The following is a 25589-nucleotide window of genomic DNA, read 5'->3' on the forward strand; positions in this document are numbered from 1 at the left end:
GAGTTCTTTCCCACTCCCTAAAGAATTTTTGATTATCAAACTGTAAGACTGTATCGTATTTATCGGTACCATGTCCTTCAATCCAATCGTAGCTTCCATCCTTACGTGCAATAAATCCATCTAAACTCATTGCAATATTTAACACCAATCGTCTCACAATTAACCTCATTTCATACCTTAGTGACAAACTATTATACCAGTCATTCTTCCTATTCTCAACCAAAAGTCCCTATAACTCCTCTTCCTTTGAATAGGACAATTATTCATTTCCTGTACAGCAAAGAACATGATAAAAAGGTACACTGGACCTTAAAAAAATTGAAGAAGTTTGTGAAAGATAGCAAGTTATTAAACTCTTAGAAACATTGATATTTCGGCGTTTCTGAGAGCTTTTTTATTTTCAACATAAAGAAAAAAAGATTGAAGAAAATTGACCAAAATGGACTTTTTCTTCAATCTGAAAGGTCCACCGGACCTTATTCGCTTTCGTATTTTCAAGCTCATGATAAAAAGGTCCACTGGACCTTTTTATTTATTTAGATTTGATATAGTTGATACCATCTGCTTTAGGAGCGACTGCTTTACCAAAGAAAGCAGACAGGGCAATAACAGTAATCAAATATGGTGCAATTTGAAGATAAACTGTTGGAATATCTTTCAATCCTGGTAATTGTCCACCCACTACTGCTAAACTTTGCGAAAGACCGAAGAATAGACTGGCAAGCATAGCGCCAATTGGATTCCACTTACCGAAAATTACAGCTGCTAGAGCGATGAAACCTGAACCTACGATTGTTGTTGCAGAGAAGTTGATATTCACTGATTGAGCACTTACAGCTCCACCAACACCACCAAGGAAACCAGCAATCAACACACCTGCATAACGCATAGCGTAGACATTGATTCCCAAAGTATCCGCTGCCTGCGGATGTTCACCTACTGAGCGAAGGCGCAAACCGAACTTGGTTTTATAAAGGATGAACCAAGCAAGAAATGCTGTTGCAATAGCTACATAACCCATCAAGCTTGTATTTTTGAAGAAAATTTCACCAATGATGGGAATATCTGCCAAGATAGGGAATGAAAATTTACCAAATGATTCAGTAATACTATCAGTTTGACCCTTATTATAGATAACCTTGACTAGGAAAACTCCCAATGCTGGAGCCAAAAGGTTCAACACCGTACCTGATACAACGTGGTCTGCACGGAAATTAATCGTCGCCATCGCATGAATAGCGGCAAAGACAACACCAGCAAGACCTCCTACAATAACAGCTAATAATGGAGTAGCATTACCAAATGTCCCTGCAAATTCGATATTGAAAACAACACCAGCAAAGGCACCGATAACCATGATTCCTTCTAGACCAACGTTTACAATACCACCGCGTTCAGAGAAAACTCCTCCAAGACTGGTAAAGATTAAGGGTGCTGAATAAATCAACATTTGCGAAATGAGTAAGGCAAGAATTGAAACATTCATCTTATTTCGCTCCTTTCGCTTTATTTCTAGATTTTAATAATTGTTCAAAAATAAATTTCACACCGATAAAGAAAATGATTGATGCAGTAACAACGTTGATCAATTCAGGTGGAATCTGTGCACGTACCATACCTGGGGCACCGACAGAAAGAACACCGAATAGAAAGGCAGCCAATGGAATACCTAACGGTGAATTAGAAGCTAAAAGCGCTACTGACATACCATTAAAACCAATATCCAAGTTACCGCTTTGGATGTAAACGTTTTGGAAAGTACCCAAACCTTGGATAGCTCCCCCAAGACCCGCAAGAGCACCTGAAATAATCATAGATAGAATAATTGTACGTTTCGCAGACATACCCGCATAATCCGATGCTGTTGGGTTAAGACCCACTGAGCGAATCTCAAAACCAAGAGTCGTTTTGGTCAATAGGAACCAAATCACAAAAACTGCAATAATGGCAAAGAAAATACCAATATTCATACGTGAGTTATCTGTCAATGCACGGAGCCACTCTGTTTGGTAAGAGGCATTTGCTGACACGTTAACTGTCGAGTCTGTATTCTTCATCAAACTATCTGCAAATACATCACGAATGATATAGTTACATGAATAGAGTAAGATGTAGTTCATCATAATCGTAACGATAACTTCACTTGTTCCCAAATAGGCACGTAGAATACCTGGAATAGCTCCAGCAATACCGCCTGCCAACATAGCAATCAAGACTGTTCCCAAAATCAAAACTGGACGTGGTAAGTCAGGATTCGCCAAGGCAAACCATCCAGCAAAAACCCAACCAACATAGGCCTGACCAGACAAACCAACGTTGAAGAAACCTGCACGACTAGCTACTGCGAAACCGAGAGCAGTGAAAACAAGTGGTGCCATTGCACGGAAAATTTCACCAATTGATTTGATATTACCAAAAGCTGAATAGAATAACTCTTCATAGCCCCAAATTGGATCGTAGCCAAAAACAAGCATGACAATCGCTCCAAGTAGGATACCACTGACCACAGCCATTAATGGAAGGGCCAAATTCTTATATTTATTAAGCATGTTCTTCTCCCTTCTCAATATGTCCACCTGCCATCAAGACACCCAACTCTTGTTTATTGGTCTTAGCAGGTTCAACAATACCATGGATGACACCATCATGGATAACAGCAATTCTATCTGATACATCCAAAATTTCATCCAATTCGAAGCTGACAACAAGAACAGCCTTACCCTTATCACGTTCTGCAATGAGACGCTTACGAATATACTCAATAGCACCAACGTCCAAACCGCGTGTTGGTTGGCTAACAATGAAAAGGTCTGGGTTGCGATCGATTTCACGCGCGATGATAGCTTTTTGCTGGTTACCGCCTGAAAGAGCCTTGATTGGAACGAGTTCACTCGCCCCACGAACGTCAAATTCTTCCATTAACGCGCGTGCTTTTTCATTAATGATATTATAGTTCAAGATACCATTTTTTGAAATCGGTTCTTTATAGTAAGTTTGAAGCGCAAAGTTCTCAGCAACAGTCATCGGAAGAACGAGTCCATCGCGATGACGATCTTCGGGAACGTGGCTCACTTGCATTTCTGTAATTTTACGTGGAGTTTTACCAACTACTTCCTCACCTTTGATAGTGATTGAACCAGATTTTACCTTACGTAAACCAGTGATTGCCTGAATCAACTCACTTTGACCGTTTCCGTCGATACCGGCAATACCAACAACCTCACCTGCTCGAACATCAAGCGACAAGCCCTTAACTGCTGGGATACCACGGTTTTCATTGACCACCAAATCCTTAATTGACAAAATGACTTCTTTAGGACTCGCTTCAACTTTCTCTGTTTTAAAGGAAACGGAACGTCCAACCATCCACTCAGCCAAATCTTGGTTTGTTGCTCCTTCAACGGCAACTGTTTCGATTGATTTACCTCGACGAATAACTGTTACACTATCGGCAACTGCACGAATTTCATCCAATTTGTGCGTAATCAAAATAATAGATTTACCTTCTTCAACCAAGGCTTTCATAATTTTCAAGAGCTCTGCAATTTCCGCAGGGGTCAATACAGCTGTCGGCTCATCAAAAATTAAAAGGTCTGCTCCACGGTAAAGTGTTTTAAGGATTTCTACACGTTGCTGTGCACCCACAGAAATATCTGCAACCTTTGCAGTTGGATCAACTTCAAGACCATACTTAGCAGAAAGTTCTTTAATTTCTGCGATAGCTTTTTTAAGGTCAATCACGCCACCTTTGGTGGTTTCAGAACCAAGAATGATGTTCTCAGCAACTGTGAAAGCATCAACCAACATAAAGTGTTGGTGCACCATACCAATACCCAATTGGGCTGCTTTGGATGGAGAGTCAATCTTCACGGATTGACCGTTGATAACAATTTCACCGCTTGTAGGTTCCAACAAGCCAGCAAGCATGTTCATCAGAGTAGATTTACCCGCACCATTCTCACCAAGAAGGGCATGGATTTCACCACGTCTGACATTCAAATTGATGTGGTCATTTGCTACAAATTCACCAAATATCTTAGTGATATTGCGCATTTCAATGACATAATCCTTAGTCATAATCTATTATCCTTTCTGACTATAGCCTTCTGAAAATTCTTCAGTACTACTTTAGTACCTTAAAATTCTTCATCAACTATACCATTTTTGTCAGTAAAACCTACCATAGCTGATAGGCTTTACTGAGAAAAATCTCAGCCCGAAAACGGCGACCCCGTCGGGTCGCCGAATCGGAATTGTCGAAAAGAAATTCATTAAGGTTTTTCAGGAACTTCTACTTTGCCATCCAAGATAGCTTGCTTAGCATCTGCAACTGCTTTAGAAGCATCTTCTGAAAGGTTAGTTTCTGCCAATTCAACACCTTTATCTTTCAATGAGAATTGAAGTACTTGACCACCAGGGAATTCACCAGCGACAGCTTTAGTTGCAATATCTTTAACTGAAGTACCAACTTGTTTCAATGTTGAAGCCAATACAAAGTTAGAAGACTTACCATCTTTAGAAGTGTATTCACCTTCTGCTGATTGGTCACGGTCAACACCGATTACCCAAACTTTATCTGCTTCATTACGAGTTTCATTTTCTGCTTTAGCAGCAGCAAATACACCGTTACCAGTACCACCAGAAGCGTGGAAGATAACATCTGCACCTGCAGCATATTGAGCAGCTGCAAGAGTTTGACCTTTAGCAGCATCACCAAATGAACCTGCATAATCAACTGTAATCTTGATGTCTTTGTTTACAGACTTAGCACCCGCAACGAAACCAGCTTCAAAGCGATCGATGATAACACCTTCCATACCACCGATGAAACCTACGTGGTTTGTTTTAGTTGACTTAGCTGCAGCAACACCAGCAAGATATGATGCTTCATGGTCTGCGAAACCTACGCTAACTACGTTGTCTTGATCTGGAACAACACTATCCACGATTACATAGTGTGTGTCAGGATTATTTGGTGCAACCTCAGCAATCGCACTCTCCAAGGCAAAACCAATACCGAACACAAGGTTGTAACCACCAGCAACAGCTGAATCAAGGTTTGTAATGTATTCTGATTCATTAGCTGATTGGAAGTAATCGTAGCCATTACCTTTAGAAAGACCAGCTGCATTACCCCATTCTTGAAGACCTTCCCATGCAGATTGGTTAAATGAACGGTCATCAACACCACCAATGTCAGTAACGATAGCAGCTTTCACAGATGTGTCCGCTGATGAAGATGCTTCTGAGCTACTGCTTTTTGAAGCACGGTTACCACATGCAGCCAAAGATACAGCCGCAACAGCTGCTAGACCAAGTCCAACAAGTTTCTTGTTCATTTCTGAACCCTCCTAAAAATCTTTTTGCAACTACATTGTTGCAGAGTAATATTGCTACAGTCAAATGACTGTCATACAGACTAGGTTAAGTCTGTAAAGGAATATGGAAGTAATTCCCCGACTGTCATCTCGACTGTCGATTTATCTTTAGCGACCAAGGTCACTTTTAAATCCTTATCAAAAAATTCTGCCATAACTTGGCGACAAGCTCCACAAGGAGATATTGGCTTTTCTGTTTCACCATAAATAATGATCTCAGAAAAATCTTTCACTCCTTCAGAAATGGCCTTGAAAATAGCTGTCCTTTCAGCGCAATTGGTCAAACCAAAGCTTGCATTTTCAATGTTTACACCCGTAAATATTTCCCCTGCCTTAGCTACAAGAACTGCACTAACTGGAAACTTTGAGTACGGTACGTATGCTTTTTGACTGTTTTCTACAGCTAATTCAATTAAATCAATAGTCTCCATCCGCCTGTGCTCCATTCATGATTGCCACGCCTGATGACGCACCAATACGAGACGCTCCTGCTTCGATAAAAGCAATAGCATCTTCATACGAACGTGCACCACCAGAAGCCTTCACTCCCATGTCAGGACCTACTGTTTTTCTCATCAAAGCAACATCCGCTACTGTAGCACCACCTGTAGAAAATCCTGTAGATGTTTTAACATAGTCCGCACCAGCTTCTTGAGATAATTGACAAGCCTTCACTTTCTCATCGTCAGTAAGGAGACATGCTTCGATGATAACTTTGACTAGTTTATCACCACTTGCTGCTACAACAGCTTTAATATCCTCCAAAACCAAATCGTAATTTCCAGTTTTCAGAGCACCGATATTGATAACCATGTCAATCTCATCTGCACCATTTGCAATAGCATCTTTGGTCTCAAAGGCTTTGACAGCTGGTGTATTAGCTCCTAGAGGGAAGCCGATAACAGTACATACCTTTACATCAGTACCTTTCAAGCCTTCTGCCGCAAATGATACCCAGGTTGGGTTGATACATACACTGGCAAAGTCATATTCTTTAGCTTCTTCTAGCACCTTTGCAACTTGTTCTTTTGTTGTTTCAGGTTTAAGAACTGTATGATCAATGTATTTATTTAATTTCATTATTTTCTCCGTACATTACGAAATAATCTCAATGATTTCTTTCGTTTTTACACTCTCTTTATCTATTTTAACATTTTTTTTGAAAATTGTAAGCATATTTTCCGAAATATTTTCATTTGCGTAAATTGTTGCTACGTTTTCTCCTTTGGAAACTGGCTCACCAACTTTCTTATGGAAAACAATTCCGGTCTCGTAATCCAAATCGTCTGTTTTTACAGCACGACCTGCTCCAATTCTCATAGCGAATAAACCAAATTCCAAGGCCGGAAGTCCAACAATATAGCCGTCTTCATCTGCCAAGACATCTACTTGATGTGAAACCTGAACTGGACGATACAAGTCTTCCAAATCACCACCTTGAGCGACAACCATCTCTTCAAATTTCTTGAGGGCAGCTCCGTTTTCGATATGTTGGCGAACTTCTTCCACTGTCTTTTCAACATTTGCCAAACCAAGCATGATTTGAGCCAATTCACAGATGAATTCTGTCACATCTTCTCTGCCTTTGCCCTGGAGAATATCCAAGGCTTCTAGAATTTCCAAACGGTTACCGATGGAAGTACCTACCGGTTGGGACATGTCTGTCAAGACAGCTTCTGTCTTGCGACCTACAGCTTTTCCAAGGTCGACCATTGTTCGAGCAAGAACACGTGCATCTTCGATGTTTTTCATGAAGGCACCTTCGCCAACCGTTACATCAAGAAGGATGGCATCCGCACCAGCCGCAATCTTTTTAGACATAACCGAACTTGCAATCAGCGGAATGATATCCACCGTGGCAGTCACATCACGCAGGGCATAAAGCAATTTATCAGCCTTCACTAAATTGTCCGATTGACCAATAACTGCCACACCTGTTTCCTGAACTTGCTTGATAAAGTCTTCTTGACTAACTTCAATCTGGTATCCTTTGATTGACTCTAACTTATCCAAGGTTCCGCCAGTATGACCAAGTCCACGACCGCTCATCTTTGCAACTGGAATATCAAAACTTGCTACCAATGGCGCTAAGATGAGTGTGACCTTATCTCCGACACCACCTGTAGAATGCTTATCTACCTTGATGCCTGGAATTGCAGACAAATCAATCTGTTCACCCGTTGCAACCATGGACATTGTCAAATCAGAAATCTCACGTGTTGACATCCCTTTGAAATAAATCGCCATCGCCAAGGCTGACATTTGATAATCCGGTACTGTCCCAGCTACATATCCATCAATCAACCATTTGATCTCTTCAGACGATAGTTCTAAGCCATCACGCTTTTTTTGAATTAAATCAACTGCTCTCATTCTCTCACACTTTCAAGGATGTAGTAACCCTTGTCTTTCTTTATAATCTGGCAGTTGCCGAACACCTCTTCCATCTTAGCCTTGGCACTCGGTGCACCTTGTTTCTTTTGAATGACAATGGTCAAGGTTCCGTTTGCCTCTAAGCGTTGAAAGGCTCCAGCAATTACTTCATGTACAACCGATTTTCCGGCCCGAATAGGTGGATTTGAAACAATATGATTGAATGTTTCGTCCACGTTTTCGTAGATATTGGATTGATAAATTTTAGCGGTAACACCATTCCTCTCAGCATTTTTTGTAGCTAAATCCAAAGCTCTGCTATTAATATCAATCAGTGTTGTCTTGGTGCTGAACACCTTAGCAAGTGTCAAACCAATTGGGCCATAACCACAACCAACATCCAACACCGATGCCCCTTTTTCAAAATGAAGGGTTTTTAAAAGCACTTGACTACCATAATCAACCATCTTCTTGCTAAAAACACCTGCATCTGTCATGAAAGACATTGGGGTGTCTAGTAAGTTTACGTGGATTTCATGAATATCATGTGCTACTGTAGGATTTTTTTCGTAATACATATTGGACATGTACTTATTATAACATTTCCTAAAAACGTTTTCAAGAGTTTTTCTTACATGAAAAATATGATAAAATGAAATCGATATTGAAACGCTTACCTATAGGAAGAATTATGTATGAAAAATGAATTTTTAAATTTTGAACAAATTGACCGAGCCACTTGGCAACAACTACATCGTAAGACTACCATTCCACTTAGTCAAAGCGAACTAAATTCTATTAAAAGTTTTAACGACCGCATCCAATTACATGAGGTTTCTGACATCTATCTTCCTTTGGTTAATCTTATCCATATCTATCGGAAAGCACGCAAAGACCTAAATTTTACGAAGAGTTTATTTCTACAGAAAACTATCAAGCCTCAACCGTTTATCATTGGCGTTTCTGGAAGTGTTGCTGTCGGCAAATCAACAACTAGTAGATTGCTACAAATTCTTATCGCTCGGACATTTAAACACGCCAAGGTTGAATTAGTGACAACGGATGGATTTCTCCATCCAAATGCGGTTTTAGAAGAACGGCAACTGTTAAATAAAAAGGGGTTTCCTGAGTCCTATGACATGGAGAAATTAATTGATTTCCTTGATAAGATAAAAAACGGCTACGACTGCCAAATTCCTGTCTATTCACATGAAATCTATGATATTGTCCCCAACAAAACTCAGGATATTAAGTCTCCAGATTTCTTGATTGTTGAAGGAATCAATGTATTTCAAAATCCACAAAACCAGCGCCTCTATGTCAGTGACTATTTTGACCTGTCTATATACGTTGACGCTGATGTGGAGCATATTGAAACCTGGTACTTGGAACGATTCCAAAAATTATTGACATTGGCAAAAAATGACCCTAACAACTATTACCATCGTTTTACCCAGATGACGTACCCTGAGATTCTATCTATTGCCCAGAATACTTGGAAAAACATTAATCTAGCTAACTTAGAAAAATTCATTGAACCAACTAGAAATAGGGCTGACATTATTCTCCATAAAGCTGAAAACCATGAGATTGATAAAATTTATCTAAAAAAATAATTTTCACTTGTCAAATCAAGTCTTTTCAGATATAATGGTATAGTTAGTACAAGAAAGGGTGGAGGTGAAACCATTGGCAAACATTAAGTCAGCTATCAAACGCGCTGAATTGAACGTTAAACAAAACGAGAAAAACTCAGCACAAAAATCAGCTATGCGTACTGCAATCAAAGCATTTGAAGCTAACCCATCTGAAGAGCTTTTCCGTGCTGCTAGCTCAGCAATCGATAAAGCAGAAACTAAAGGTTTGATTCACAAAAACAAAGCAAGCCGCGACAAAGCACGTCTTGCATCAAAACTTGCTTAATTAAAAAAGAAACCTTTGGGTTTCCTTTTTTTTATTTTTTCCATTATAAGGATGCGGGACAAAGTGGATCAATTTTTCCCTCGATGAATAACATCATTAACTCATCAACCACAAATCCCTCACTAAGATTATACACCTAGTGAGGGATTTATGTTCGTTTTCATTATTCTGTGGGTGAGGCGGAGCCATCATGGATGTCTTTCCCGCTCCCTATTTTTTTATTATTAGGGAAGAACACGCTCCTTGAGATTCAAACTAATTCGTTAGAACCAATCTGCCAGTTCAAATGTATAGGTTTGATCATTATAATAGTACTGATACTCTCCTACATCGCCCAAAGCCTGAAAAATAGCATTATTTTCAGTAGAGGCCAATGTAATCATTTGTTGCATTGATTCTGCTGTTCCGAATTGCAAGACTACTTTATCCGTACCTTGTAGTCGCTGATCAGTGATGGACTGTAAAACTGCAGCTTCATCAAAGCTTGTGAAATAGACTCCCTTTTGAACATAGTAATTCAATGAATTATCTGTGCACTTTGGATAGGTCAATGCTCTAGGTTCATAATATTGTTCTTCTCCCCAGTAGTCGAGGAGGTCGGTATCAGCAATTCTACTTCTCTCTAAGATTTCATCAGGGACACATAGATAATCGTATGAAATATCTGTATGCGCTTCTCCGCTTATAGCTTGATCAAAAACTGGGTCTCCCCAAGTCGTGTCAACACCATAGTATTGTCCATTTATCTTGACTAGATTCCAAGCATGCCCAAACTCACCGTTTTGTCCATTTTTTGCAATCCCTGTGACATAGATACAATCAATGCCTGCTTTTTTACATAGATATTGGAAGGTGCGACTATAGCCAGCACAAACTGATTTCTTATCTAAGAGTACACTGGTAATTCCTTGGCTTCTCCATGTGACAGAGTTGGTCTGTAGGGCTTCAAGGTCGTAATCCGTTTGCTTTATAATCACCTCGTAAAAATATTTAACCTTCTCATAGTCCGACCCTGTTGGGGCCTAAGCAAGTATCTTATTCACTTCCTCTTCTATTTTATTTCGTGTCGGAGATAAATCAGTCGGATACGCTGGCTCTTCTAAATCCAATATATCCACTCCGCCAGTCATTGCCGCTTCATCTGTTAGCCAGTAAAATTCTGGATAATCATGAGCGACAGAAAAATAGACGCGCGAATATATTTCATCGTTAACAGAATCAATATCAATCACTTGCATCCGCTTGTTGAGTCCATTAACAAATTGGAGATAGACACGACGTTCCTTATCAGTATCCAATTGTTGGTAGTAGAAATTTCCTTGAACCTCTTCTTCTAATGCTGTTAATTCTGCTTCTAGTTGCTTTTTTTCTTTAGAAAATTCAATTTTAGCTGCTTCCAAACGTTCACTCAGCTCTTGTCCTCCTCCTGAACAAGCAGAAAGGACTGTCGCCGACAATAATATGGTTAAAACGCCACGAGAAACTTTCCTCATATTTACCTCCATTCTTGTTTAATACTCAATAAAAATCAAAAATAGCAAGTCTAAGCTACTTATAACATGTGAAACCTTAATTTATAAGTTTGAGTTGAGGATTGTGGATTTCAAGTAGCTGTTTTCTTCTAAAAAAATAACAAAATCGAAACGCTCCATATCCACTTTGAGTGGTAGGTGGCTATTTTTGATTTTAAATGAGTATAAGTATAACATAATTAGGAGGCTTCTGACGAACTACACAAAAAAATTAGACTAGAATTTTCCTAGCCTAATAATATTGTTTTATTTAGGTAATCCTACCTCAAAAATAGTTCCTTTCGGTTGGTTATCTCTAACAGAGATTTTCCCACCTAGTGTCTTGATAATTTGCTGAGCCAGCGATAATCCTAGACCGAAACCACCTTTTTGACGTGTTCTGGCCTTATCAACTCGATAAAAGCGATCAAAGATTTTCTTCTTATCGGCATCGCTGATTCCCAAACCATTGTCGGCAACTGTGAAGTAGACAGATTTATCCTTGATATTAGCTGTAATTTGAATTCTGCCATCATCGTCGGTATACTTCATGGCATTGTCAAATAAAATGGTAAGCAACTGTTTAATCAGGACCTTATCTGTTCGAATCGGCTGATGAATCAAATTATTAACTGCTAGTATTTTTCCATTCTCTTCGGCAATCATAAGGTAATTAGCAAAGATTTCATCAAAATAGTTCGGTTGGACATCGATCATATCGACTTTTAAGCCATCATCACGACGAGCCAAATTGAGCAGGTTCGTTGTCAATAATCGCATATTTCGGACTTCTTCCAAGCTAGACCCGATGCTTTCACTACTCTCTAAAATCGTCGCTTCGGGATGGCGAAACAGGCTCTCCAAACGATTTTGGAGAACAGCCAACGGCGTACGCAACTCATGACTAGCATTTTCGACAAAGTCCTTTTGTTTTTGATAGCTGATTAGAATTGGACGCATGCTAAGATTTGATAGGTAAATGCTGGCCAAGATAGAAATGAGCCAAGCTGATACCATAACAATAGCAACTGTCGATTCATAGCTCTCAATGGAAGATTTAATTTGGCTGACATTCACCAAAATTGTCGCATATTTTATATCATAGGACGAATAATAACCTAGTTCATCTGTAGCCAGCCCAATCGTTATATAGCGATAATCTTCAGACATACCGAAGCTTGATTCAACCGTTGCTTCCTTAATTTCACCCAATTTTTCCTTATCTAACGGTAGATCGGCCAAACCAGTAAAAGTATCCGGATTGACCATTTCTCCACTTTTACTATAGAGTAAGACATGAGTATTGATACCTAATCTCAGCTGTTCTCCAGCTCTAGTATTTTTTTGATTTTTAGGAACAGGCATGCTATCTGGACTAGAGTTCGTAGTTTCTTCACCAGTTGGACTATCTTGAAGGATAAATACAGAATTGGGCTCATAGGTTCTTGCAATTGCAAAACCAACAGCCATCGCTGGTTCTTCCTTAATCCGTTTCAAGGTATTATCGGAATTTTGATACATAGTCGAACGCATTAATTGAAAAATGATAGCTGTCATCAAGCCAAAAATCAGGGTAAATACTGCAAAATAACGGATAAAGAAGGAAAATTTATCCGTATACACTAATTTTCTGATTCGCTTAGGCATTTTTTAGAATGTACCCGACACTACGCAGGGTTTGAAGATTTTCCCCAAAGGTCGTTCCTTTCAACTTTTTCCTAATTTTAGAAACATATACTTCTACTACTGAAATAGTAGTGTCACTGTCAAATCCCCAAATACGGTCAAAAATTTGAGTTTTTGGTAAGATAACATTTTGATTTTGCAAGAAGTAGACTAGTAGATCGAATTCTTTTCCTAGCAATTCAACTTCTTCGCCATTTACAGTTGTGGAGTTTGTCGATAAGTCAACAGTCACGTCTCCAAAAATTAGTGTGTTTTCATTAAACTTGCCCGCTCGTTTTAATAGAGCTTGAATTCGCATCTTCAATTCTTCTAAATAAAACGGTTTTGTCAAGTAGTCATCAGCTCCCAATTCAAAACCATGGCCTTTATCCTCTAGACTTTCCTTGGCTGTTGTAATCAGAACAGGTGTCGTAACACCTTTTTCACGTAACTCTTTCAAAACTTGGAAGCCATCTTTTTCAGGCAACATCAAATCCAAAAGAATCAAATCATAAACGCCTGTTTCCGCCTCATAAACGCCCTCTTCACCATCAAAAACCTGCATAACATCCGCAAAATCATCTAAGAAATCGAAAACAGAATTTGATAGGCTTAAATCATCTTCCACTAACAATATTTTAATCATCATATACTCCTTACGTTTCGGTTTAATAAACAAACCAAAGACCTGGACACAGGGCATGGTCTTTAATAGAAATGGTTAGATAAAGTCCCACGTGACCATCTAAAAATGAATAATCGGGTAGGCTTTATCTAACTATTTATTGATACGTGTTCATTATATCATGGAACAAGTAAAAACCAAAATCTCAATGTTTATTGATTAGAAGAACTACTATCCCCTGAAATTTGAGCTTTAATTTCTTGATTCTTCTCTTTTAAAGCATTCACTTCATCAGAAGAAGTACTCGAGTTTGACTGGGTTGCTCCACTTGTTGTATCAGGAGGGGTTGTACCTTGCCTATTGCCATTTTGACCTGGCGGCATGCCTTGCATTTCTCCTCCTTGTTCTGATGGTATACCCCGCATTTCTCTTCCTTGCCCATGAGGCATACCTTGTGAAGGAGCAGCTTGTGTAGTTTGACCGCTAGTTGTAGCACCATTTTGAGCTAATGCAGCTTGACTTTGGGTCGATACAGCTGTAGATGTTTTTGAAATACTCATCCCTCCAGCAAAACCAAGAGTAGCTGCTGAGATTGCAACTGCTGCTAAGACAGTCTTCGATTGAGACTTCAATTGATTGATTAACGACATAATTTTCCTCTTTTCAACTATTTTTTATCGTTTCAGGTATTCCATAAAAATGTCACCTCAAATCGATTACAAGAATAGTATAAGCTGAAAAACTTAAATCAAGCTAAAGAAGACAGGCATTTTTCTTAAAGTAAACTAAAAGAAAGCCCTGTTGGACTTTCTCTTTTATAATTCAGTGATATTTCCTGTACGTAAGTAAACAACCCACTCACAGATATTCTTAGCATAGTCACCGACACGTTCCAAATAAGTCAAAACTTGGAAGTAGTCTCGACCTGCGATCAAGGCATCTGGATTCTTTTTGATTTCTTCTGTTGTTAATTCTTGGATACTTGAATAAAACTCATTAACAACCTCATCACGAGCAGCTACTTCATATGCGACTTCCATATCCGCATCACCAAGATAAAGCTCCAAAGTTTCTTCAACAAGTTTTCGAACTTCGCGGCCCATCTTCTTCACTTCATCTTCAACTACTGGAATGCGGACTTCGCCTTTCATACGAATAGCAGCTTTTGCGATCGAAACTGCGTGGTCTCCCATACGTTCCAAGTCACTTGTTGCTTTCAAGACAGTGATTACACGACGTAAATCTGTAGAAACTGGTTGTTGCAATGCAATAATCTCTAAAGATTTCTTTTCGAGTTTAATTTCAAAATCATTGATTTTTTTATCTGCTTCGATCACTTCTTTCGCCAATTCACGATCATGAGTTGTAAAGGCACGAACAGCATTATTAATTTGAGCCAAAACTTCATTTCCCATCGCGTAAAATTGATTGTGAAGTTTTCCTAATTCTTCTTCAAACTGCGCTCTTAACATATAAACCTCTTTTCTTTTTTACAGGCCTAACCAAACTTACCTGTAATATAATCTTCTGTCTCTTTGTTTGCCGGGTTCATGAACATTTCTTTTGTAGAATTGTATTCGATTAAATCTCCATCTAAGAAGAAACCTGTTCTATCTGAAATACGAGACGCTTGTTGCATAGATCGTGTTACCAATACCATGGTGTACTTATCCTTCAAACCATACAAGGTATCTTCAATCTTACCAGCTGAGATAGGGTCAAGTGCTGATGTTGGCTCATCCAACAAGATAATTTTAGGACTAGTAGCCAAGACACGCGCTACACAGACACGCTGTTGCTGACCACCAGACAATCCAACTGCTGAATCGTGCAAACGATCCTTAACCTCGTTCCAAATAGAAGCACCAATCAAGGCACGCTCTACAGTCTCATCAAGAAGTTGCTTGTCCTTAATACCATTAATACGAAGACCGTAGACAACATTTTCATAGATAGACATAGGGAATGGGTTTGGTTGTTGGAAGACCATCCCGATTTCCTTACGAAGGTCAACAGTATCCGTACGAGGACTGTAAATATTTTTACCATTGTAATCAATAGCACCAGTCAAGGTTACTTCTGGGTTCAAATCACCCATGCGGTTAATCGCACGCAAGAGCGTTGACTTACCAGAACCTGACGGACCGATCAAGGCTGTAATTTCATTTGGATAGAAATCAATTGAAACACTATTCAAAGCCTTTTTCTTATTGTAGTAAACAGACAAATCTTTTACTTGTAAAATAGGTGATGTCATTGTTTCCCTTTCTATCCAAAATGTCCTGAAACGTAGTCACTAGTTGACTTGAGTTTTGCATTCTGGAAGACGTTTGCTGTCTTATCATATTCAATCAAGTCACCCAGATAGAAGAAAGCTGTGTAATCACTTGCACGAGCTGCTTGTTGCATATTGTGCGTAACAATGATAATGGTGTAGTCCTTCTTCAATTCAAACATAGTTTCTTCTAACTGCATAGTCGCAATCGGGTCCAGGGCTGATGCAGGCTCATCCATGAGCAAGATTTGTGGCTTAACGGAGATAGCACGTGCGATACACAAACGTTGCTGTTGTCCACCAGACAAGGTAAAGGCTGACTTATGTAAATCGTCTTTTACCTGATCCCAGAGGGCTGCTTGTTTCAAGGATGTTTCAACAATCTCATCCAACACTTGCTTATCTTTTACACCTGCACGCTCATGGGCAAAGGTGATGTTGCAATAAATCGATTTTGCAAATGGGTTAGGACGTTGGAAAACCATTCCGATATGCTTACGAATTTCGTAAACGTTCATATCTGGTCTGTTGATGTCAATTCCTTCGTAGAGGATTTGGCCTGTTACCTTAGCAATATCGATCGTATCATTCATACGATTGAGACTGCGAAGATAGGTTGATTTCCCACACCCTGATGGTCCAATCAAGGCTGTAATTTTATTTTTTTCGAACTGCATATCAATGCCCTTGATCGCTTCATTTTTACCATAGTAAACATGAACATCTTTTGTCGAAAGGGCGATATTCTCCTCTGGAAAAGTAATGATATGGCGTTCATTCCAGTTGTAATCTGCCATTTTTTCTCCTTAATAGTCAGACTTCTAGGCTGCTGAAGTCATTTTCGCATGAAGTTTCTTACCGATATAACGGGCAGAAAGGTTGAAAATCAAGATGAAGACCAAGAGGATCGCTGCTGAACCAGCAGAAACTTGGGTTGCATCTGGGATTGTACCTTCGCTGTTTACCTTCCAGATATGAACCGCAAGGGTTTCTGATTGACGGAAGATAGAAATCGGACTAGTAACACTCAATGGATTCCAGTTTGACCAGTCAAGAGCTGGAGCTGACTGACCAGCCGTGTAGATAAGAGCTGCTGCCTCACCGAAGATACGACCAGATGCCAAGACGATACCTGTTACAATCCCTGGAAGTGCTTCTGGAATAACAACATGGAGAACAGTTTCCCAACGTGATAGACCAAGAGCCAATCCTGCTTCACGTTGTGTATGGTGAACGTGACGAAGGCTGTCCTCTACGTTACGCGTCATCTGTGGTAAGTTGAAGACTGTAAGAGCCAAGGCACCTGATAAGATAGAAAAACCGTACTCAAACTGAACAACGAAAATCAAGTAACCAAACAAACCAACGACAACGGACGGTAGGGATGACAAAATCTCAATACAGGTACGGATAAAGTTCGTCAATGGACCTTTTTTAGCATATTCAGCCAAATAAATACCTGCACCGGTTGACAAGGGAACAGAAATTAAGAGCGTTACAACCAATAGGAAGAATGAGTTGTAGAGCTGAATTCCAATACCACCACCAGCTTTGTAAGATGAAGATTTACTTGTCAAAAAATCCCAGCTTACATGTGGCAGACCACGTAGCAAGATGTAAAGAATCAGTGACGTCAAGATAACGACAATCACACCAGCGATTGAGTAAAGAATACCAGTCGCCAATTTATCAAATTTTTTAGCGTGCATAGTTTTTCTTACCCTCTCTCGTAATAAATTTCATAATCATGTTAAAGATAAGGCTCATCAAGAGCAAGACTAGGGCCAAGGACCATAGGACGTTGTTCTGAACAGTTCCCATAACCGTATTACCGATACCCATTGTCAAAACAGAAGTCAAAGTCGCTGCTGGCGTTGTCAAGGAAGTCGGGATAACCGCAGAGTTCCCCACTACCATCTGAATCGCCAAGGCTTCACCAAAGGCACGCGCCATACCAAAGATAACGGCCGTAAAAATACCTGGCTTAGCTGCGTTCAAAATAACACGCCAAATCGTCTGCCAACGAGTTGCCCCCATGGCCAAACTTGCTTCACGATAGTGACGAGGCACTGCACGCAAACTATCCACTGTCATAAAGGTTACTGTAGGCAAAATCATAACGAAGAGAACAAATACCCCTGATAAGATACCAAAACCAGTACCACCGAAGATAGAACGCACGAATGGCACAACCACTTGCAAACCGATGAAACCATATACAACTGACGGGATACCGACCAAAAGCTCGATAACTGGTTGCAAGATTTTAGCACCACGTTTTGGTGATATTTCTGTCATGAAGACCGCTGCACCGATTGCGATAGGGGTTGCAACAACAGCTGACAGAATCGTAACAATGAAAGAACCTGAAATCATTGGCAGGGCACCAAATATTTTCGAGCTTGGTTCCCACTTGCTTCCAAATAAGAAATCAGTGATGCTAACACCGTCTACAAAGAAGGTCGACAGACCACGTTGCGCAACGAAAATCAAAATCATGGCAACGATAAATACAATCAATGAAAGACAAAGGAAGGTAATAACCTTACCAAACTTCTCCAAGCGAGAGTTTTTAGATGGAGACGATAACTCTTTTGCTAGTTGTTCGTTTTTCATGCTTACTCCTTCTCAGTCACCGTGCCATCAGCACTTTTCACAACTTTCATATTGTTGATAGAAATGTACCCCATACTCTCAACGATACCATTTTGAACTTCATCTGACATCATGTAATCTAAAAATTCTTCTGTCAAATCAGTCGCTTTTCCCATCGTATACATATGCTCATAGGACCAAATTGGCCAATCATTTGTTGCTACATTTTCAGCAGTTGGTTCAAAACCGTTTAGCTTAATTGTTTTAACGGAATCATCTAGATAAGCAAATGATAGGTAGGAAATTGCACCTGGTGTCTGAGCAACAATAGATTTTACCATACCGTTAGAATCTTGTTCTTGACTCTGAGCTGCGGTTTGTCCATCCATGATAACACTATCAAAGGTCGCACGTGAACCTGAACTAGCTGCACGGTTAATGATTGAAATTTCCAAATCCTTACCGCCCAGTTCTTTCCAGTTGGTAATCTCACCAGTAAAAATTTTACGCAGATCTTCTGTAGTAATATCTTTAACCGATACTTGCTCATTTACAATAACGGCCAAACCAGCTACTGCTACTTGATGGTCAACAAGTTTACTTGCATCAATACCATCTTTTTCCTCAGCAAATACGTCAGAGTTACCAATCTGAACAGCTCCAGACTGAACCTGTGACAAACCAGTACCAGAACCACCGCCCTGCACGTTTACAGATTTTCCGATATTCACACTACCGAATTCATCTGCCGCTGCCTCAACCAATGGTTGAAGGGCTGTCGATCCTACTGCAGTGATAGACTCTCCTCGATCAATCCATGAGGAACAACCTGAAAGAGCTATACTACTCAAAAGAAACAAAGCTACAATTCCAAGCTTCTGCTTTTTTTTCATTTCGTTTTTTCCTTTACATTTTTCAGTGGAATCTCCTAAAATTAACTCTGTATTTTACAAGGAATTTACAAGATATTTCCACTCATCCACTATATCATATAAAAAGACAAGTTGCAAAAAAAATCTGCTGATTTATTTTAAAATCTCAGCCCTTTTGGAAAGCCATTTTTAAGCGTTCCAGATACAATTTTTGCGAAACCAAGACCGTTCCCCTGAACTGCTACCTGATACCAGCCATTAGCTAAATCCTTGGACACAGCTATTGTATGTCCAGCAGTATAGGACGAGAATTCTTCTAAGCTGATTTCTACTCGATTTTTAACCTCCGAACTATGGAGTGCTAGACCTAAAGCAAAACTTGGTTCAAATCTTTTTTTCTTAAACGTCCCCAAGTGTAGACCATTTCGAGCAATCTTTACCTTTGACAAATCAGGAAGGCCCTGTGGCAGTAGATAGAGATTGTCGCCAAAAACCTGCAGTAAACCATCCAATTGAACCTTTAAATGCTTCTGTTCAAATTCTTTCCAGAGAGCTTGCTGTTCTCTATTCAAATTGGATTTTCCTGGTTTTAATTTTTTCTGACTGGCTTCCCCTAGAAATCTAAATTTGGCAACGAACTGACCTTCTCCTGCAAAATGGTGGGGATACATACGAGCAACTTCTGTATAACCGATTCCTTCTACCATTCCATTGATTTTAGGAATGTCTATCAGTTCCAAATCATATTGTTCTAAGAGCCAAGTCACTACTTCTTCATTTTCCTCTGGTGCCCAAGTGCAAGTAGAATAAATCAATTGACCATCTGGAGCCAACATGTTCAAGGCCGATTCTAAAATCTCTCTTTGTAAGCTTGCACATTGTGCTGGATAATGTTTGGACCAATATTGAATCGCATCGGGGTCTTTTCGAAACATCCCTTCACCTGAACAGGGAGCATCTAGGACAATCATATCGAAATATCCTGGAAAGACCTTTTCCAAGCGGTCTGCTGATTCATTTGTTACAACAACATTCCTCGCTCCGAAACGCTCAATATTTTCAGCCAAGATTTTTGCTCGTTTGTTGGAAATTTCATTACTAACCAAGAGCCCCGTATTTTCTAAGTATGAAAGCAAGTGAGTAGACTTTCCTCCTGGCGCTGCTGCCAAGTCCAACACTTTCATCCCTTTTTCCGGAGCTGCAATCTGACCGACAACCTGTGCAGCTGGCTCTTGTGAGTAGACTAAGCCAGTTACATGTTCTGGAGACTTTCCTGAGACCTTACCATAGTATGACCAAGTCATATTAGGGATTGGTTGCTCAAAATCCAATTGGCTTTCTTTAAGAGGATTTGTGCGAAATCCTGAGATGGGGTCTTGTTCGAAACTCTCAAAAAATGCTTGGGCTTCACTACCAAGCAAATGATTATATTTATCTATAAAATCCTGTGGCAATTGCATTAGAATATATACCCCTTCACTTCCTCAAGATGGGATTCTGATACTAGCATGACAAACTCTCGTTTATCATAGGCCAGACTCGGACCATCAAAACTTAACATGACTAAACCTAAAGAGGAACCAATAATACTGGCTGCTGCGTAGTCCCATGGACACAGATAAGAAGCATAGGCAAATAATCTTCCTTCCAGAACGTGGGCGAAACCAATTCCAGCACTTCCTACAGATCTTGTACCTAAACTTTGATTTGCTAATTCTGCCACTCCATGTACATTGGCTGCATACAACTGTGCATTGATTCCTATCAAACTCTGGCGAAGAGGGTGCAGCTCTGGTTTTTTTAAGCGTTCTTGATTGCAATAAACAGGGAATGAATCTCCTCCATGGAAAAGTTTGTCTCGCATGACATCATAAATAATACCGAACTTTCCTACTCCATTTTCAAAATAGGCAATCATAATGGCAAAATCAGTTTTCTGAGCAATAAAATTTGTGGTGCCATCAATTGGATCAATAACCCAAACATTTCCCTCATGAATAGAAGAAACGTCTCCACCTTCCTCACCTAAAATCCCATCACCTTGATAGCGAGATTGAATCTGTTGAGTCAGCATTTCTTGCACTTGTTTATCAAGGTGCGTTACCAAGTCTGTAAAGTCACCCTTTTCTTCAATCTGAAGATTATCATGTAGATGCTGTCGGAGAAAATTTCCAGCCTCCAGAACAATCGTTTGGGCAAAGTGATACTTAGTTTCCAAAACGAATAACTCCTTTCCCCTTATCTCGAGCAGCCTTAACAACTCGATAGGTTGAATAACCAGAAACTGCTTCAAAGTCACGATCAATTTGACGTTCCTGTCCCTTACTTTTAACAACATCTTTGAAGCTTTTATAACTAGCTAATATAGCCACCGCATCTGCTCCTTTTTCATAAGCTGCCTCCACCTGATTCAAAAAAGAAAGCACGGAGGAAATCTCCTCTGTGCTCCACGAAAAATCAAGTGGATATGAATAATTTTTGTTCATATCTTTTATCCTATTTCTGATCGTAATGTGGCATTTCTCAATTCTTGTTTGCGGTACTTGCGCGGAAGAAATGCACGAATTTCATCTTCGTTAAAACCAATCTGCATCCGCTTCTCGTCCAAAATAATCGGACGTCGTAAGAGACTTGGATAGGTTTCAATTAACCCAATAAGTTGCTTCACAGAAAGCTCATCAACATCAATATCTAGCTTCTGAAAAATTTTTGAACGGGTAGAAATCAAATCATCTGTCCCATTTTCTGTCAATGCTAAAATGTTCTTCAATTCCTCAGCAGTTAGAGGGCTAGTCATAATATTGTGCTCAATAAAAGGGACTTCGTGACTTGTCAGCCAAGCACGAGCTTTACGACAACTGGTACAACTCGGTGACAAAAATAAAGTAATCATGTCTTCCATCCCCTCTAAAAACATTTTTCTTCTTGTATTATACTCTAACTTAAAAGAGTTTTCAATAGTAAATCTAATCTCTTCCCTGTAATTTTTCCAAAGATTCTATTTTTTTCTCTAAGCGTAGCAATATTTCGTTTTGTTCATCAATTTTTGCCGTCAAGGTATCCAACTTCGTTTCACGCTCCGTTTCAGAGAAAAAACGAGTTATTGTGGAGGTAACCATACCAAAAGTACAAATACCAACCAACATCAAGAGGATGGCTATAATTTTAGAAATCGTATCTTGGGGGACAATATCTCCATACCCTACAGTTGTCATCGTTACAATGGACCACCAAAGTGCATCGAAGAATGATTTTCCTTCAATTACTGATAATAAGACACTTGCAACTAGTACTGCTGAGCTATTTAGCATCAATACCTTGGATAAACTGTTGGTATGCAAAAGCTTGTTGATTGTATCCCAGAATCGATTAGACAGGGCAAATATTCTCGTTACTTTGACCAATCTGAAGAGTCGTGCAAGTCTTCCCAAGCGAAGAAAACTGAAGAATGAATCAAATGGAATAATGGCAATTAATTCCAAGATATGCCCCTGTACATATTCAAGTATGTCATCCGCATAATAAAGCTGAGCAAAATAATCGCAGACAAAGATAAACCACAGGAGCCAATCCAGTACCCGATAGCCACTAGAATTGGCAATACTAGCATCCATTAATTCAAGTACGATAAGAAATACATAGACTACAGCTATGTAGGTCATAGCCTTCTCATAAAAAGGATGACGAATCAATCGTTTAATCATGCTGACCCCAATTCAAGGCAAACACTTCATCGGACTTCATTTGTTCCATCAAGCCTTCGATACCATCAAATTTTACCATGTCCCTAATCTTCTCAAGCCAGAAAATGGTCATTTTTTCACCATATATAAAACGATCAAAGTCAAAAATATGGGCTTCAATCCGCATTTCTGTTCCATCAAAGGTCACATTTTTCCCAACGCTGGTCATGGCTCGATACCGTTTACCATCCACTTCGACATCGGCTACATAGACTCCCTCCGATGGTAAATATACGCGATCAAATGGGGCTAAATTGGCAGTTGGATATCCGATTGTACGGCCTCTAGCATCACCGTGAACAACAATGCCTTCTGTCATAAATGGATAACCCAGAAGGCGATTGGCTAAAGTAACATTTCCTGCTTGGATAGCTTGTCGAATACGGGTAGAGGACACCTTTTCTCCATCTAGACAGACTTCGTCTACAATTTCAACCTGACCGTCAAATAAGTTAGTCAAATCCTGGACATCTGCTCTGCAATTTCCAAAATGATAATCAAAACCAGCGACCAAAACCTGAGCATTGATTCCTTTAATATAACGCTCCAAAAACTGCTCTGGCGTGTTACTAGCAAACTCACTGGTAAAATCCGTCAAGACCAGATGATCCACACCATATTTCTCCAACAAGCGGAAACGCTCATCTTGACTGGTTAAATGGAGTAATAATTCTGGTGTGAATCGCGCAAAAGCTAGACGAGGTGTTTCTGGAAAAGTAAGGACAGTTACGGACAATCCTTTTTCATCAGCCACTCGTCTCGCACGTTCTAAAAGGGCCTTATGCCCCAAATGAATCCCATCAAAATAGCCTAACACCAAAACAGTCGGCTCTTCTTGATGAAACTCTTGATAATCTTTAATCGTTCTAATCTTCATATTGTTTATTTTATCACAACTGGAAAGGAAATCCTTACAAAAAAACCTTGCGGGGCTTGTAGAGCTGCTCCCGTTTTTCCAAAATGGCGACCAATTTTCCCTGACAAAAGCCTGCCAGCAGGTCCGCCTGACTGTCTAAGGCTACAAACCGTCCAAATTTGGCCTCTGTCACTTGGTCAGCTGTCAGTTCCACTACTGGCAAGTCACCAATTCCCTGCTCAATAGGACGGAGGAAGGAATAATCTTCCTGGGCAACCTTGTCAGCAATTTCTTCGATTGTAAGGGCATCAGCCAGGCTCATTCCTGCTGAGCCTGTTCGCTCTAACTTAGACATATGGCTGGCATAGCCAAGCTTAGCTCCCAAGTCAACAGACAGGGTACGAACATAGGTGCCCTTTCCACAGCGAACTCGGAAGGTGAAACGAGCGCAGTCATCATCCAACTCGATCGGGCTAGTCCGCTCAAAACTGTAAATGTCAATTTGGCGTTGAGGACGCTCGACTTCTTCGCCCGCCCGTGCGTACTCATAGAGTTTGCGGCCGTTTACTTTGACAGCAGAGTACATAGGCGGAATCTGGGTAATAGTACCGACAAAGCTAGCCATGGCCTCATCAACTGCCTGCTCTGCTATGTCCAAAACTGGTGTCCGCTCGACCATATCGCCCGACGCATCTTCTGTCGTGGTCGAGTAGCCGATGGTAATCTCCCCGTCGTAAATCTTGCCTTCGTCCTGCATATACTCAATCATGCGCGTGGCCTTGCCGACTGCAATGGGCAGAACGCCTGTCACATCTGGATCCAAGGTGCCCCCGTGCCCAATCTTCTTCTCCTGCAAAATCTTGCGGAGCTTAAAAACCACATCGTGCGAGGTCATGCCCGCTTCTTTTTTGACGTTAATAATTCCTGAAATCATGTTCCCATTATAACATAAAGGACCGCACTTGTGGGCGGTCCTTTATTTTTTACTCATCATAAAAACGATAGCTACCAAAAGTCGTACCTATCAAATTCTCCAGTTCCTTATGAACACGTCGCATGGTTTCAGAAGGCACCGCACCAAAGGGAACAGCTTCGTCAATCCCGACCTCTTCCTCTTCGTCATAGCCGTAAGAGAATGTCAACGGAGCATCATGATATCCTTTATCTCCTAATTTTAGGGTAGGCCACTCCAATAATTTAATTTCTTTCAAAAATTCTCTGAATTTTTTTGCCTTGCTCATACGAATAGGAGTATATTCTGGTTCATTTTCAACTAAGCCTTTTTTATCAACATGCTGTATCAAATAGTCGTGTTCATTTAGACTAACTGCTACTTCTACACTTCTTCCCTCAATATAATCTGCTCTGAAGATAATTAAATCTATATTCTCATATATGCGTTCAAATTGTTTCATTTTCTTTCCTTTCACAATTACATACAAGATTTTCTAAATATCCCGATGAAAATCGCTGTCAATCTCAAAAAATGGTTGGATATCTTGGACGTATTCCAAGACGCCTTGAAACTCTCCCTGGTCATCACGCACGGCCTTATAGACCACATAGACAAACTTGCCCATACTCTCGGACTTGAACCACATGGTCACCTGGTTTTTTTGTCCCGTGCGAAGCAGTTCAAAAATCTTCTTGACCTTGTCTAAGATTTTGGGTGGATGGCAGAACTCCACATGACGTCCTATCTGGCTTGGCGTCCGTTTGAAAATCATGTCTTCAACAGGGTGGCTGTCATTATAATATTGGAAAATGTCGTCA

Annotated in this window: 28 protein-coding genes and 3 pseudogenes; 2 read left to right on the forward strand and 29 right to left on the reverse strand. The window is 40.1% G+C overall.

Annotated elements, in window-relative coordinates:
• The 9 genes and pseudogenes from SST62_RS01000000111600 to SST62_RS0106270 form a co-directional block, all read right to left on the reverse strand.
• Nucleotides 1–157, reverse strand: a pseudogene (locus SST62_RS01000000111600) (dihydrofolate reductase family protein); the annotation flags it as partial.
• 375 nt (nucleotides 158–532) lie between these two features.
• Entirely contained in the window at nucleotides 533–1486 is a 954-nt protein-coding gene (locus tag SST62_RS0106235; protein ID WP_012775589.1) for an ABC transporter permease, read from the reverse strand.
• Nucleotide 1487: 1 nt separating this feature from the next.
• On the reverse strand, nucleotides 1488–2549 hold the full coding sequence (locus SST62_RS0106240; RefSeq protein ID WP_002935270.1) for an ABC transporter permease: 1062 nt from the start codon (nucleotides 2547–2549) through the stop codon (nucleotides 1488–1490).
• On the reverse strand, nucleotides 2542–4077 hold the full coding sequence (locus tag SST62_RS0106245; RefSeq protein WP_002935272.1) for an ABC transporter ATP-binding protein: 1536 nt from the start codon (nucleotides 4075–4077) through the stop codon (nucleotides 2542–2544). The genes SST62_RS0106240 and SST62_RS0106245 overlap by 8 nt, the downstream gene beginning before the upstream one ends.
• Before the next feature lie 194 nt (nucleotides 4078–4271).
• Nucleotides 4272–5339 carry a BMP family lipoprotein gene (locus SST62_RS0106250; RefSeq protein WP_002940836.1) on the reverse strand — a complete coding sequence of 356 codons (1068 nt, stop codon included), beginning with the start codon at nucleotides 5337–5339 and terminating at the stop codon, nucleotides 4272–4274.
• Nucleotides 5340–5419: 80 nt separating this feature from the next.
• A complete protein-coding gene (locus SST62_RS0106255; RefSeq protein WP_029186687.1) occupies nucleotides 5420–5809 on the reverse strand; it encodes a cytidine deaminase in 390 nt (129 codons plus the stop codon).
• Nucleotides 5796–6458 carry a deoxyribose-phosphate aldolase gene (gene deoC, locus SST62_RS0106260; protein ID WP_029186688.1) on the reverse strand — a complete coding sequence of 221 codons (663 nt, stop codon included), beginning with the start codon at nucleotides 6456–6458 and terminating at the stop codon, nucleotides 5796–5798. The genes SST62_RS0106255 and deoC overlap by 14 nt, the downstream gene beginning before the upstream one ends.
• Before the next feature lie 15 nt (nucleotides 6459–6473).
• The gene (locus tag SST62_RS0106265; RefSeq protein ID WP_029186689.1) at nucleotides 6474–7751 is read right to left on the reverse strand and encodes a pyrimidine-nucleoside phosphorylase; all 1278 of its coding nucleotides are present in this window, start codon (nucleotides 7749–7751) and stop codon (nucleotides 6474–6476) included.
• A complete protein-coding gene (locus SST62_RS0106270; RefSeq protein WP_024376492.1) occupies nucleotides 7748–8338 on the reverse strand; it encodes a class I SAM-dependent methyltransferase in 591 nt (196 codons plus the stop codon). The genes SST62_RS0106265 and SST62_RS0106270 overlap by 4 nt, the downstream gene beginning before the upstream one ends.
• A gap of 108 nt (nucleotides 8339–8446) precedes the next feature.
• Between SST62_RS0106270 and coaA the strand changes: the two genes are divergently transcribed.
• Both coaA and rpsT read left to right on the forward strand, forming a co-directional pair.
• Nucleotides 8447–9367 carry a type I pantothenate kinase gene (gene coaA / locus SST62_RS0106275; RefSeq protein ID WP_002940857.1) on the forward strand — a complete coding sequence of 307 codons (921 nt, stop codon included), beginning with the start codon at nucleotides 8447–8449 and terminating at the stop codon, nucleotides 9365–9367.
• A gap of 58 nt (nucleotides 9368–9425) precedes the next feature.
• A complete protein-coding gene (gene rpsT / locus SST62_RS0106280) occupies nucleotides 9426–9674 on the forward strand; it encodes a 30S ribosomal protein S20 (RefSeq protein ID WP_012027069.1) in 249 nt (82 codons plus the stop codon).
• Nucleotides 9675–9937: 263 nt separating this feature from the next.
• Here rpsT and SST62_RS1000000112900 read toward each other — a convergent pair.
• From SST62_RS1000000112900 to SST62_RS0106380, 20 genes and pseudogenes are all read right to left on the reverse strand, one after another.
• A pseudogene (locus SST62_RS1000000112900) lies at nucleotides 9938–10675 on the reverse strand (transglutaminase domain-containing protein); the annotation flags it as partial.
• A gap of 21 nt (nucleotides 10676–10696) precedes the next feature.
• Nucleotides 10697–11167 (reverse strand): hypothetical protein, encoded by a 471-nt coding sequence (locus SST62_RS1000000112905; protein WP_228376852.1) that lies wholly within the window; start codon nucleotides 11165–11167, stop codon nucleotides 10697–10699.
• 285 nt (nucleotides 11168–11452) lie between these two features.
• Nucleotides 11453–12832 carry a sensor histidine kinase gene (locus SST62_RS0106290; RefSeq protein ID WP_029186690.1) on the reverse strand — a complete coding sequence of 460 codons (1380 nt, stop codon included), beginning with the start codon at nucleotides 12830–12832 and terminating at the stop codon, nucleotides 11453–11455.
• Entirely contained in the window at nucleotides 12825–13496 is a 672-nt protein-coding gene (locus SST62_RS0106295) for a response regulator transcription factor (RefSeq protein WP_029186691.1), read from the reverse strand. The genes SST62_RS0106290 and SST62_RS0106295 overlap by 8 nt, the downstream gene beginning before the upstream one ends.
• A 191-nt stretch (nucleotides 13497–13687) precedes the next feature.
• Nucleotides 13688–14125 carry a hypothetical protein gene (locus SST62_RS0106300; protein WP_029186692.1) on the reverse strand — a complete coding sequence of 146 codons (438 nt, stop codon included), beginning with the start codon at nucleotides 14123–14125 and terminating at the stop codon, nucleotides 13688–13690.
• Nucleotides 14126–14290: 165 nt separating this feature from the next.
• Nucleotides 14291–14947 carry a phosphate signaling complex protein PhoU gene (gene phoU / locus SST62_RS0106305; protein ID WP_029186693.1) on the reverse strand — a complete coding sequence of 219 codons (657 nt, stop codon included), beginning with the start codon at nucleotides 14945–14947 and terminating at the stop codon, nucleotides 14291–14293.
• A gap of 26 nt (nucleotides 14948–14973) precedes the next feature.
• Nucleotides 14974–15732: a phosphate ABC transporter ATP-binding protein PstB gene (pstB, locus tag SST62_RS0106310; RefSeq protein ID WP_029186694.1), complete on the reverse strand. Its 759-nt coding sequence runs from the start codon at nucleotides 15730–15732 to the stop codon at nucleotides 14974–14976.
• A gap of 11 nt (nucleotides 15733–15743) precedes the next feature.
• Nucleotides 15744–16547: a phosphate ABC transporter ATP-binding protein PstB gene (gene pstB / locus SST62_RS0106315; protein ID WP_029186695.1), complete on the reverse strand. Its 804-nt coding sequence runs from the start codon at nucleotides 16545–16547 to the stop codon at nucleotides 15744–15746.
• Between the two features lie 24 nt (nucleotides 16548–16571).
• Nucleotides 16572–17459 (reverse strand): phosphate ABC transporter permease PstA, encoded by an 888-nt coding sequence (gene pstA / locus SST62_RS0106320; protein WP_014635996.1) that lies wholly within the window; start codon nucleotides 17457–17459, stop codon nucleotides 16572–16574.
• Complete coding sequence (gene pstC, locus SST62_RS0106325) at nucleotides 17449–18366, reverse strand: phosphate ABC transporter permease subunit PstC (protein WP_002937619.1); 918 nt, start codon at nucleotides 18364–18366, stop codon at nucleotides 17449–17451. The genes pstA and pstC overlap by 11 nt, the downstream gene beginning before the upstream one ends.
• Nucleotides 18367–18368: 2 nt before the next feature.
• Nucleotides 18369–19238, reverse strand: a complete 870-nt coding sequence (locus SST62_RS0106330) for a phosphate ABC transporter substrate-binding protein PstS family protein (RefSeq protein ID WP_029186696.1) — start codon at nucleotides 19236–19238, stop codon at nucleotides 18369–18371.
• A gap of 137 nt (nucleotides 19239–19375) precedes the next feature.
• Entirely contained in the window at nucleotides 19376–20677 is a 1302-nt protein-coding gene (locus SST62_RS0106335; protein ID WP_029186697.1) for an RsmF rRNA methyltransferase first C-terminal domain-containing protein, read from the reverse strand.
• On the reverse strand, nucleotides 20677–21435 hold the full coding sequence (locus SST62_RS0106340) for an inositol monophosphatase family protein (protein WP_029186698.1): 759 nt from the start codon (nucleotides 21433–21435) through the stop codon (nucleotides 20677–20679). Before SST62_RS0106340 ends, SST62_RS0106335 begins: the two co-directional genes overlap by 1 nt.
• On the reverse strand, nucleotides 21425–21703 hold the full coding sequence (locus SST62_RS0106345; protein ID WP_024379624.1) for a UPF0223 family protein: 279 nt from the start codon (nucleotides 21701–21703) through the stop codon (nucleotides 21425–21427). The genes SST62_RS0106340 and SST62_RS0106345 overlap by 11 nt, the downstream gene beginning before the upstream one ends.
• Before the next feature lie 5 nt (nucleotides 21704–21708).
• On the reverse strand, nucleotides 21709–22110 hold the full coding sequence (locus SST62_RS0106350; protein ID WP_029186699.1) for a Spx/MgsR family RNA polymerase-binding regulatory protein: 402 nt from the start codon (nucleotides 22108–22110) through the stop codon (nucleotides 21709–21711).
• A 73-nt stretch (nucleotides 22111–22183) separates the two neighbouring features.
• Nucleotides 22184–22921, reverse strand: a complete 738-nt coding sequence (locus SST62_RS0106355; protein ID WP_029186700.1) for a potassium channel family protein — start codon at nucleotides 22919–22921, stop codon at nucleotides 22184–22186.
• Nucleotides 22914–23837 carry a bifunctional riboflavin kinase/FAD synthetase gene (locus SST62_RS0106360; protein ID WP_029186701.1) on the reverse strand — a complete coding sequence of 308 codons (924 nt, stop codon included), beginning with the start codon at nucleotides 23835–23837 and terminating at the stop codon, nucleotides 22914–22916. The genes SST62_RS0106355 and SST62_RS0106360 overlap by 8 nt, the downstream gene beginning before the upstream one ends.
• Nucleotides 23838–23871: 34 nt before the next feature.
• Nucleotides 23872–24747: a tRNA pseudouridine(55) synthase TruB gene (truB, locus tag SST62_RS0106365; protein WP_029186702.1), complete on the reverse strand. Its 876-nt coding sequence runs from the start codon at nucleotides 24745–24747 to the stop codon at nucleotides 23872–23874.
• Between the two features lie 52 nt (nucleotides 24748–24799).
• A complete protein-coding gene (locus SST62_RS1000000112910; RefSeq protein ID WP_228376853.1) occupies nucleotides 24800–25231 on the reverse strand; it encodes a hypothetical protein in 432 nt (143 codons plus the stop codon).
• A gap of 33 nt (nucleotides 25232–25264) precedes the next feature.
• Nucleotides 25265–25588, reverse strand: a pseudogene (locus tag SST62_RS0106380) (PAS domain-containing protein); the annotation flags it as partial.
• Nucleotide 25589: the final 1 nt, after the last annotated feature.

This window comes from Streptococcus suis YS56 (assembly GCF_000440115.1).
Lineage (GTDB): Bacteria > Bacillota > Bacilli > Lactobacillales > Streptococcaceae > Streptococcus > Streptococcus suis_L.

Bases quoted from the DNA above. Each gene is read 5' to 3' on its own strand.
- SST62_RS1000000112905 (WP_228376852.1), bottom strand. From the start codon at position 11,167: ATGAGGAAAGTTTCTCGTGGCGTTTTAACCATATTATTGTCGGCGACA.
- SST62_RS0106330 (WP_029186696.1), bottom strand. From the start codon at position 19,238: ATGAAAAAAAAGCAGAAGCTTGGAATTGTAGCTTTGTTTCTTTTGAGT.
- SST62_RS0106255 (WP_029186687.1), bottom strand. From the start codon at position 5,809: ATGGAGACTATTGATTTAATTGAATTAGCTGTAGAAAACAGTCAAAAA.
- SST62_RS0106245 (WP_002935272.1), bottom strand. From the start codon at position 4,077: ATGACTAAGGATTATGTCATTGAAATGCGCAATATCACTAAGATATTT.
- SST62_RS0106295 (WP_029186691.1), bottom strand. From the start codon at position 13,496: ATGATTAAAATATTGTTAGTGGAAGATGATTTAAGCCTATCAAATTCT.
- coaA (WP_002940857.1), top strand. From the start codon at position 8,447: ATGAAAAATGAATTTTTAAATTTTGAACAAATTGACCGAGCCACTTGG.
- SST62_RS0106290 (WP_029186690.1), bottom strand. From the start codon at position 12,832: ATGCCTAAGCGAATCAGAAAATTAGTGTATACGGATAAATTTTCCTTC.
- SST62_RS1000000112910 (WP_228376853.1), bottom strand. From the start codon at position 25,231: ATGAAACAATTTGAACGCATATATGAGAATATAGATTTAATTATCTTC.
- deoC (WP_029186688.1), bottom strand. From the start codon at position 6,458: ATGAAATTAAATAAATACATTGATCATACAGTTCTTAAACCTGAAACA.
- SST62_RS0106300 (WP_029186692.1), bottom strand. From the start codon at position 14,125: ATGTCGTTAATCAATCAATTGAAGTCTCAATCGAAGACTGTCTTAGCA.
- SST62_RS0106350 (WP_029186699.1), bottom strand. From the start codon at position 22,110: ATGATTACTTTATTTTTGTCACCGAGTTGTACCAGTTGTCGTAAAGCT.
- SST62_RS0106355 (WP_029186700.1), bottom strand. From the start codon at position 22,921: ATGATTAAACGATTGATTCGTCATCCTTTTTATGAGAAGGCTATGACC.
- SST62_RS0106250 (WP_002940836.1), bottom strand. From the start codon at position 5,339: ATGAACAAGAAACTTGTTGGACTTGGTCTAGCAGCTGTTGCGGCTGTA.
- SST62_RS0106270 (WP_024376492.1), bottom strand. From the start codon at position 8,338: ATGTCCAATATGTATTACGAAAAAAATCCTACAGTAGCACATGATATT.
- phoU (WP_029186693.1), bottom strand. From the start codon at position 14,947: ATGTTAAGAGCGCAGTTTGAAGAAGAATTAGGAAAACTTCACAATCAA.
- SST62_RS0106360 (WP_029186701.1), bottom strand. From the start codon at position 23,837: ATGAAGATTAGAACGATTAAAGATTATCAAGAGTTTCATCAAGAAGAG.
- SST62_RS0106240 (WP_002935270.1), bottom strand. From the start codon at position 2,549: ATGCTTAATAAATATAAGAATTTGGCCCTTCCATTAATGGCTGTGGTC.
- pstB (WP_029186695.1), bottom strand. From the start codon at position 16,547: ATGGCAGATTACAACTGGAATGAACGCCATATCATTACTTTTCCAGAG.
- pstB (WP_029186694.1), bottom strand. From the start codon at position 15,732: ATGACATCACCTATTTTACAAGTAAAAGATTTGTCTGTTTACTACAAT.
- SST62_RS0106335 (WP_029186697.1), bottom strand. From the start codon at position 20,677: ATGCAATTGCCACAGGATTTTATAGATAAATATAATCATTTGCTTGGT.
- SST62_RS0106265 (WP_029186689.1), bottom strand. From the start codon at position 7,751: ATGAGAGCAGTTGATTTAATTCAAAAAAAGCGTGATGGCTTAGAACTA.
- pstC (WP_002937619.1), bottom strand. From the start codon at position 18,366: ATGAAAAACGAACAACTAGCAAAAGAGTTATCGTCTCCATCTAAAAAC.
- pstA (WP_014635996.1), bottom strand. From the start codon at position 17,459: ATGCACGCTAAAAAATTTGATAAATTGGCGACTGGTATTCTTTACTCA.
- SST62_RS0106235 (WP_012775589.1), bottom strand. From the start codon at position 1,486: ATGAATGTTTCAATTCTTGCCTTACTCATTTCGCAAATGTTGATTTAT.
- SST62_RS0106345 (WP_024379624.1), bottom strand. From the start codon at position 21,703: ATGAACAAAAATTATTCATATCCACTTGATTTTTCGTGGAGCACAGAG.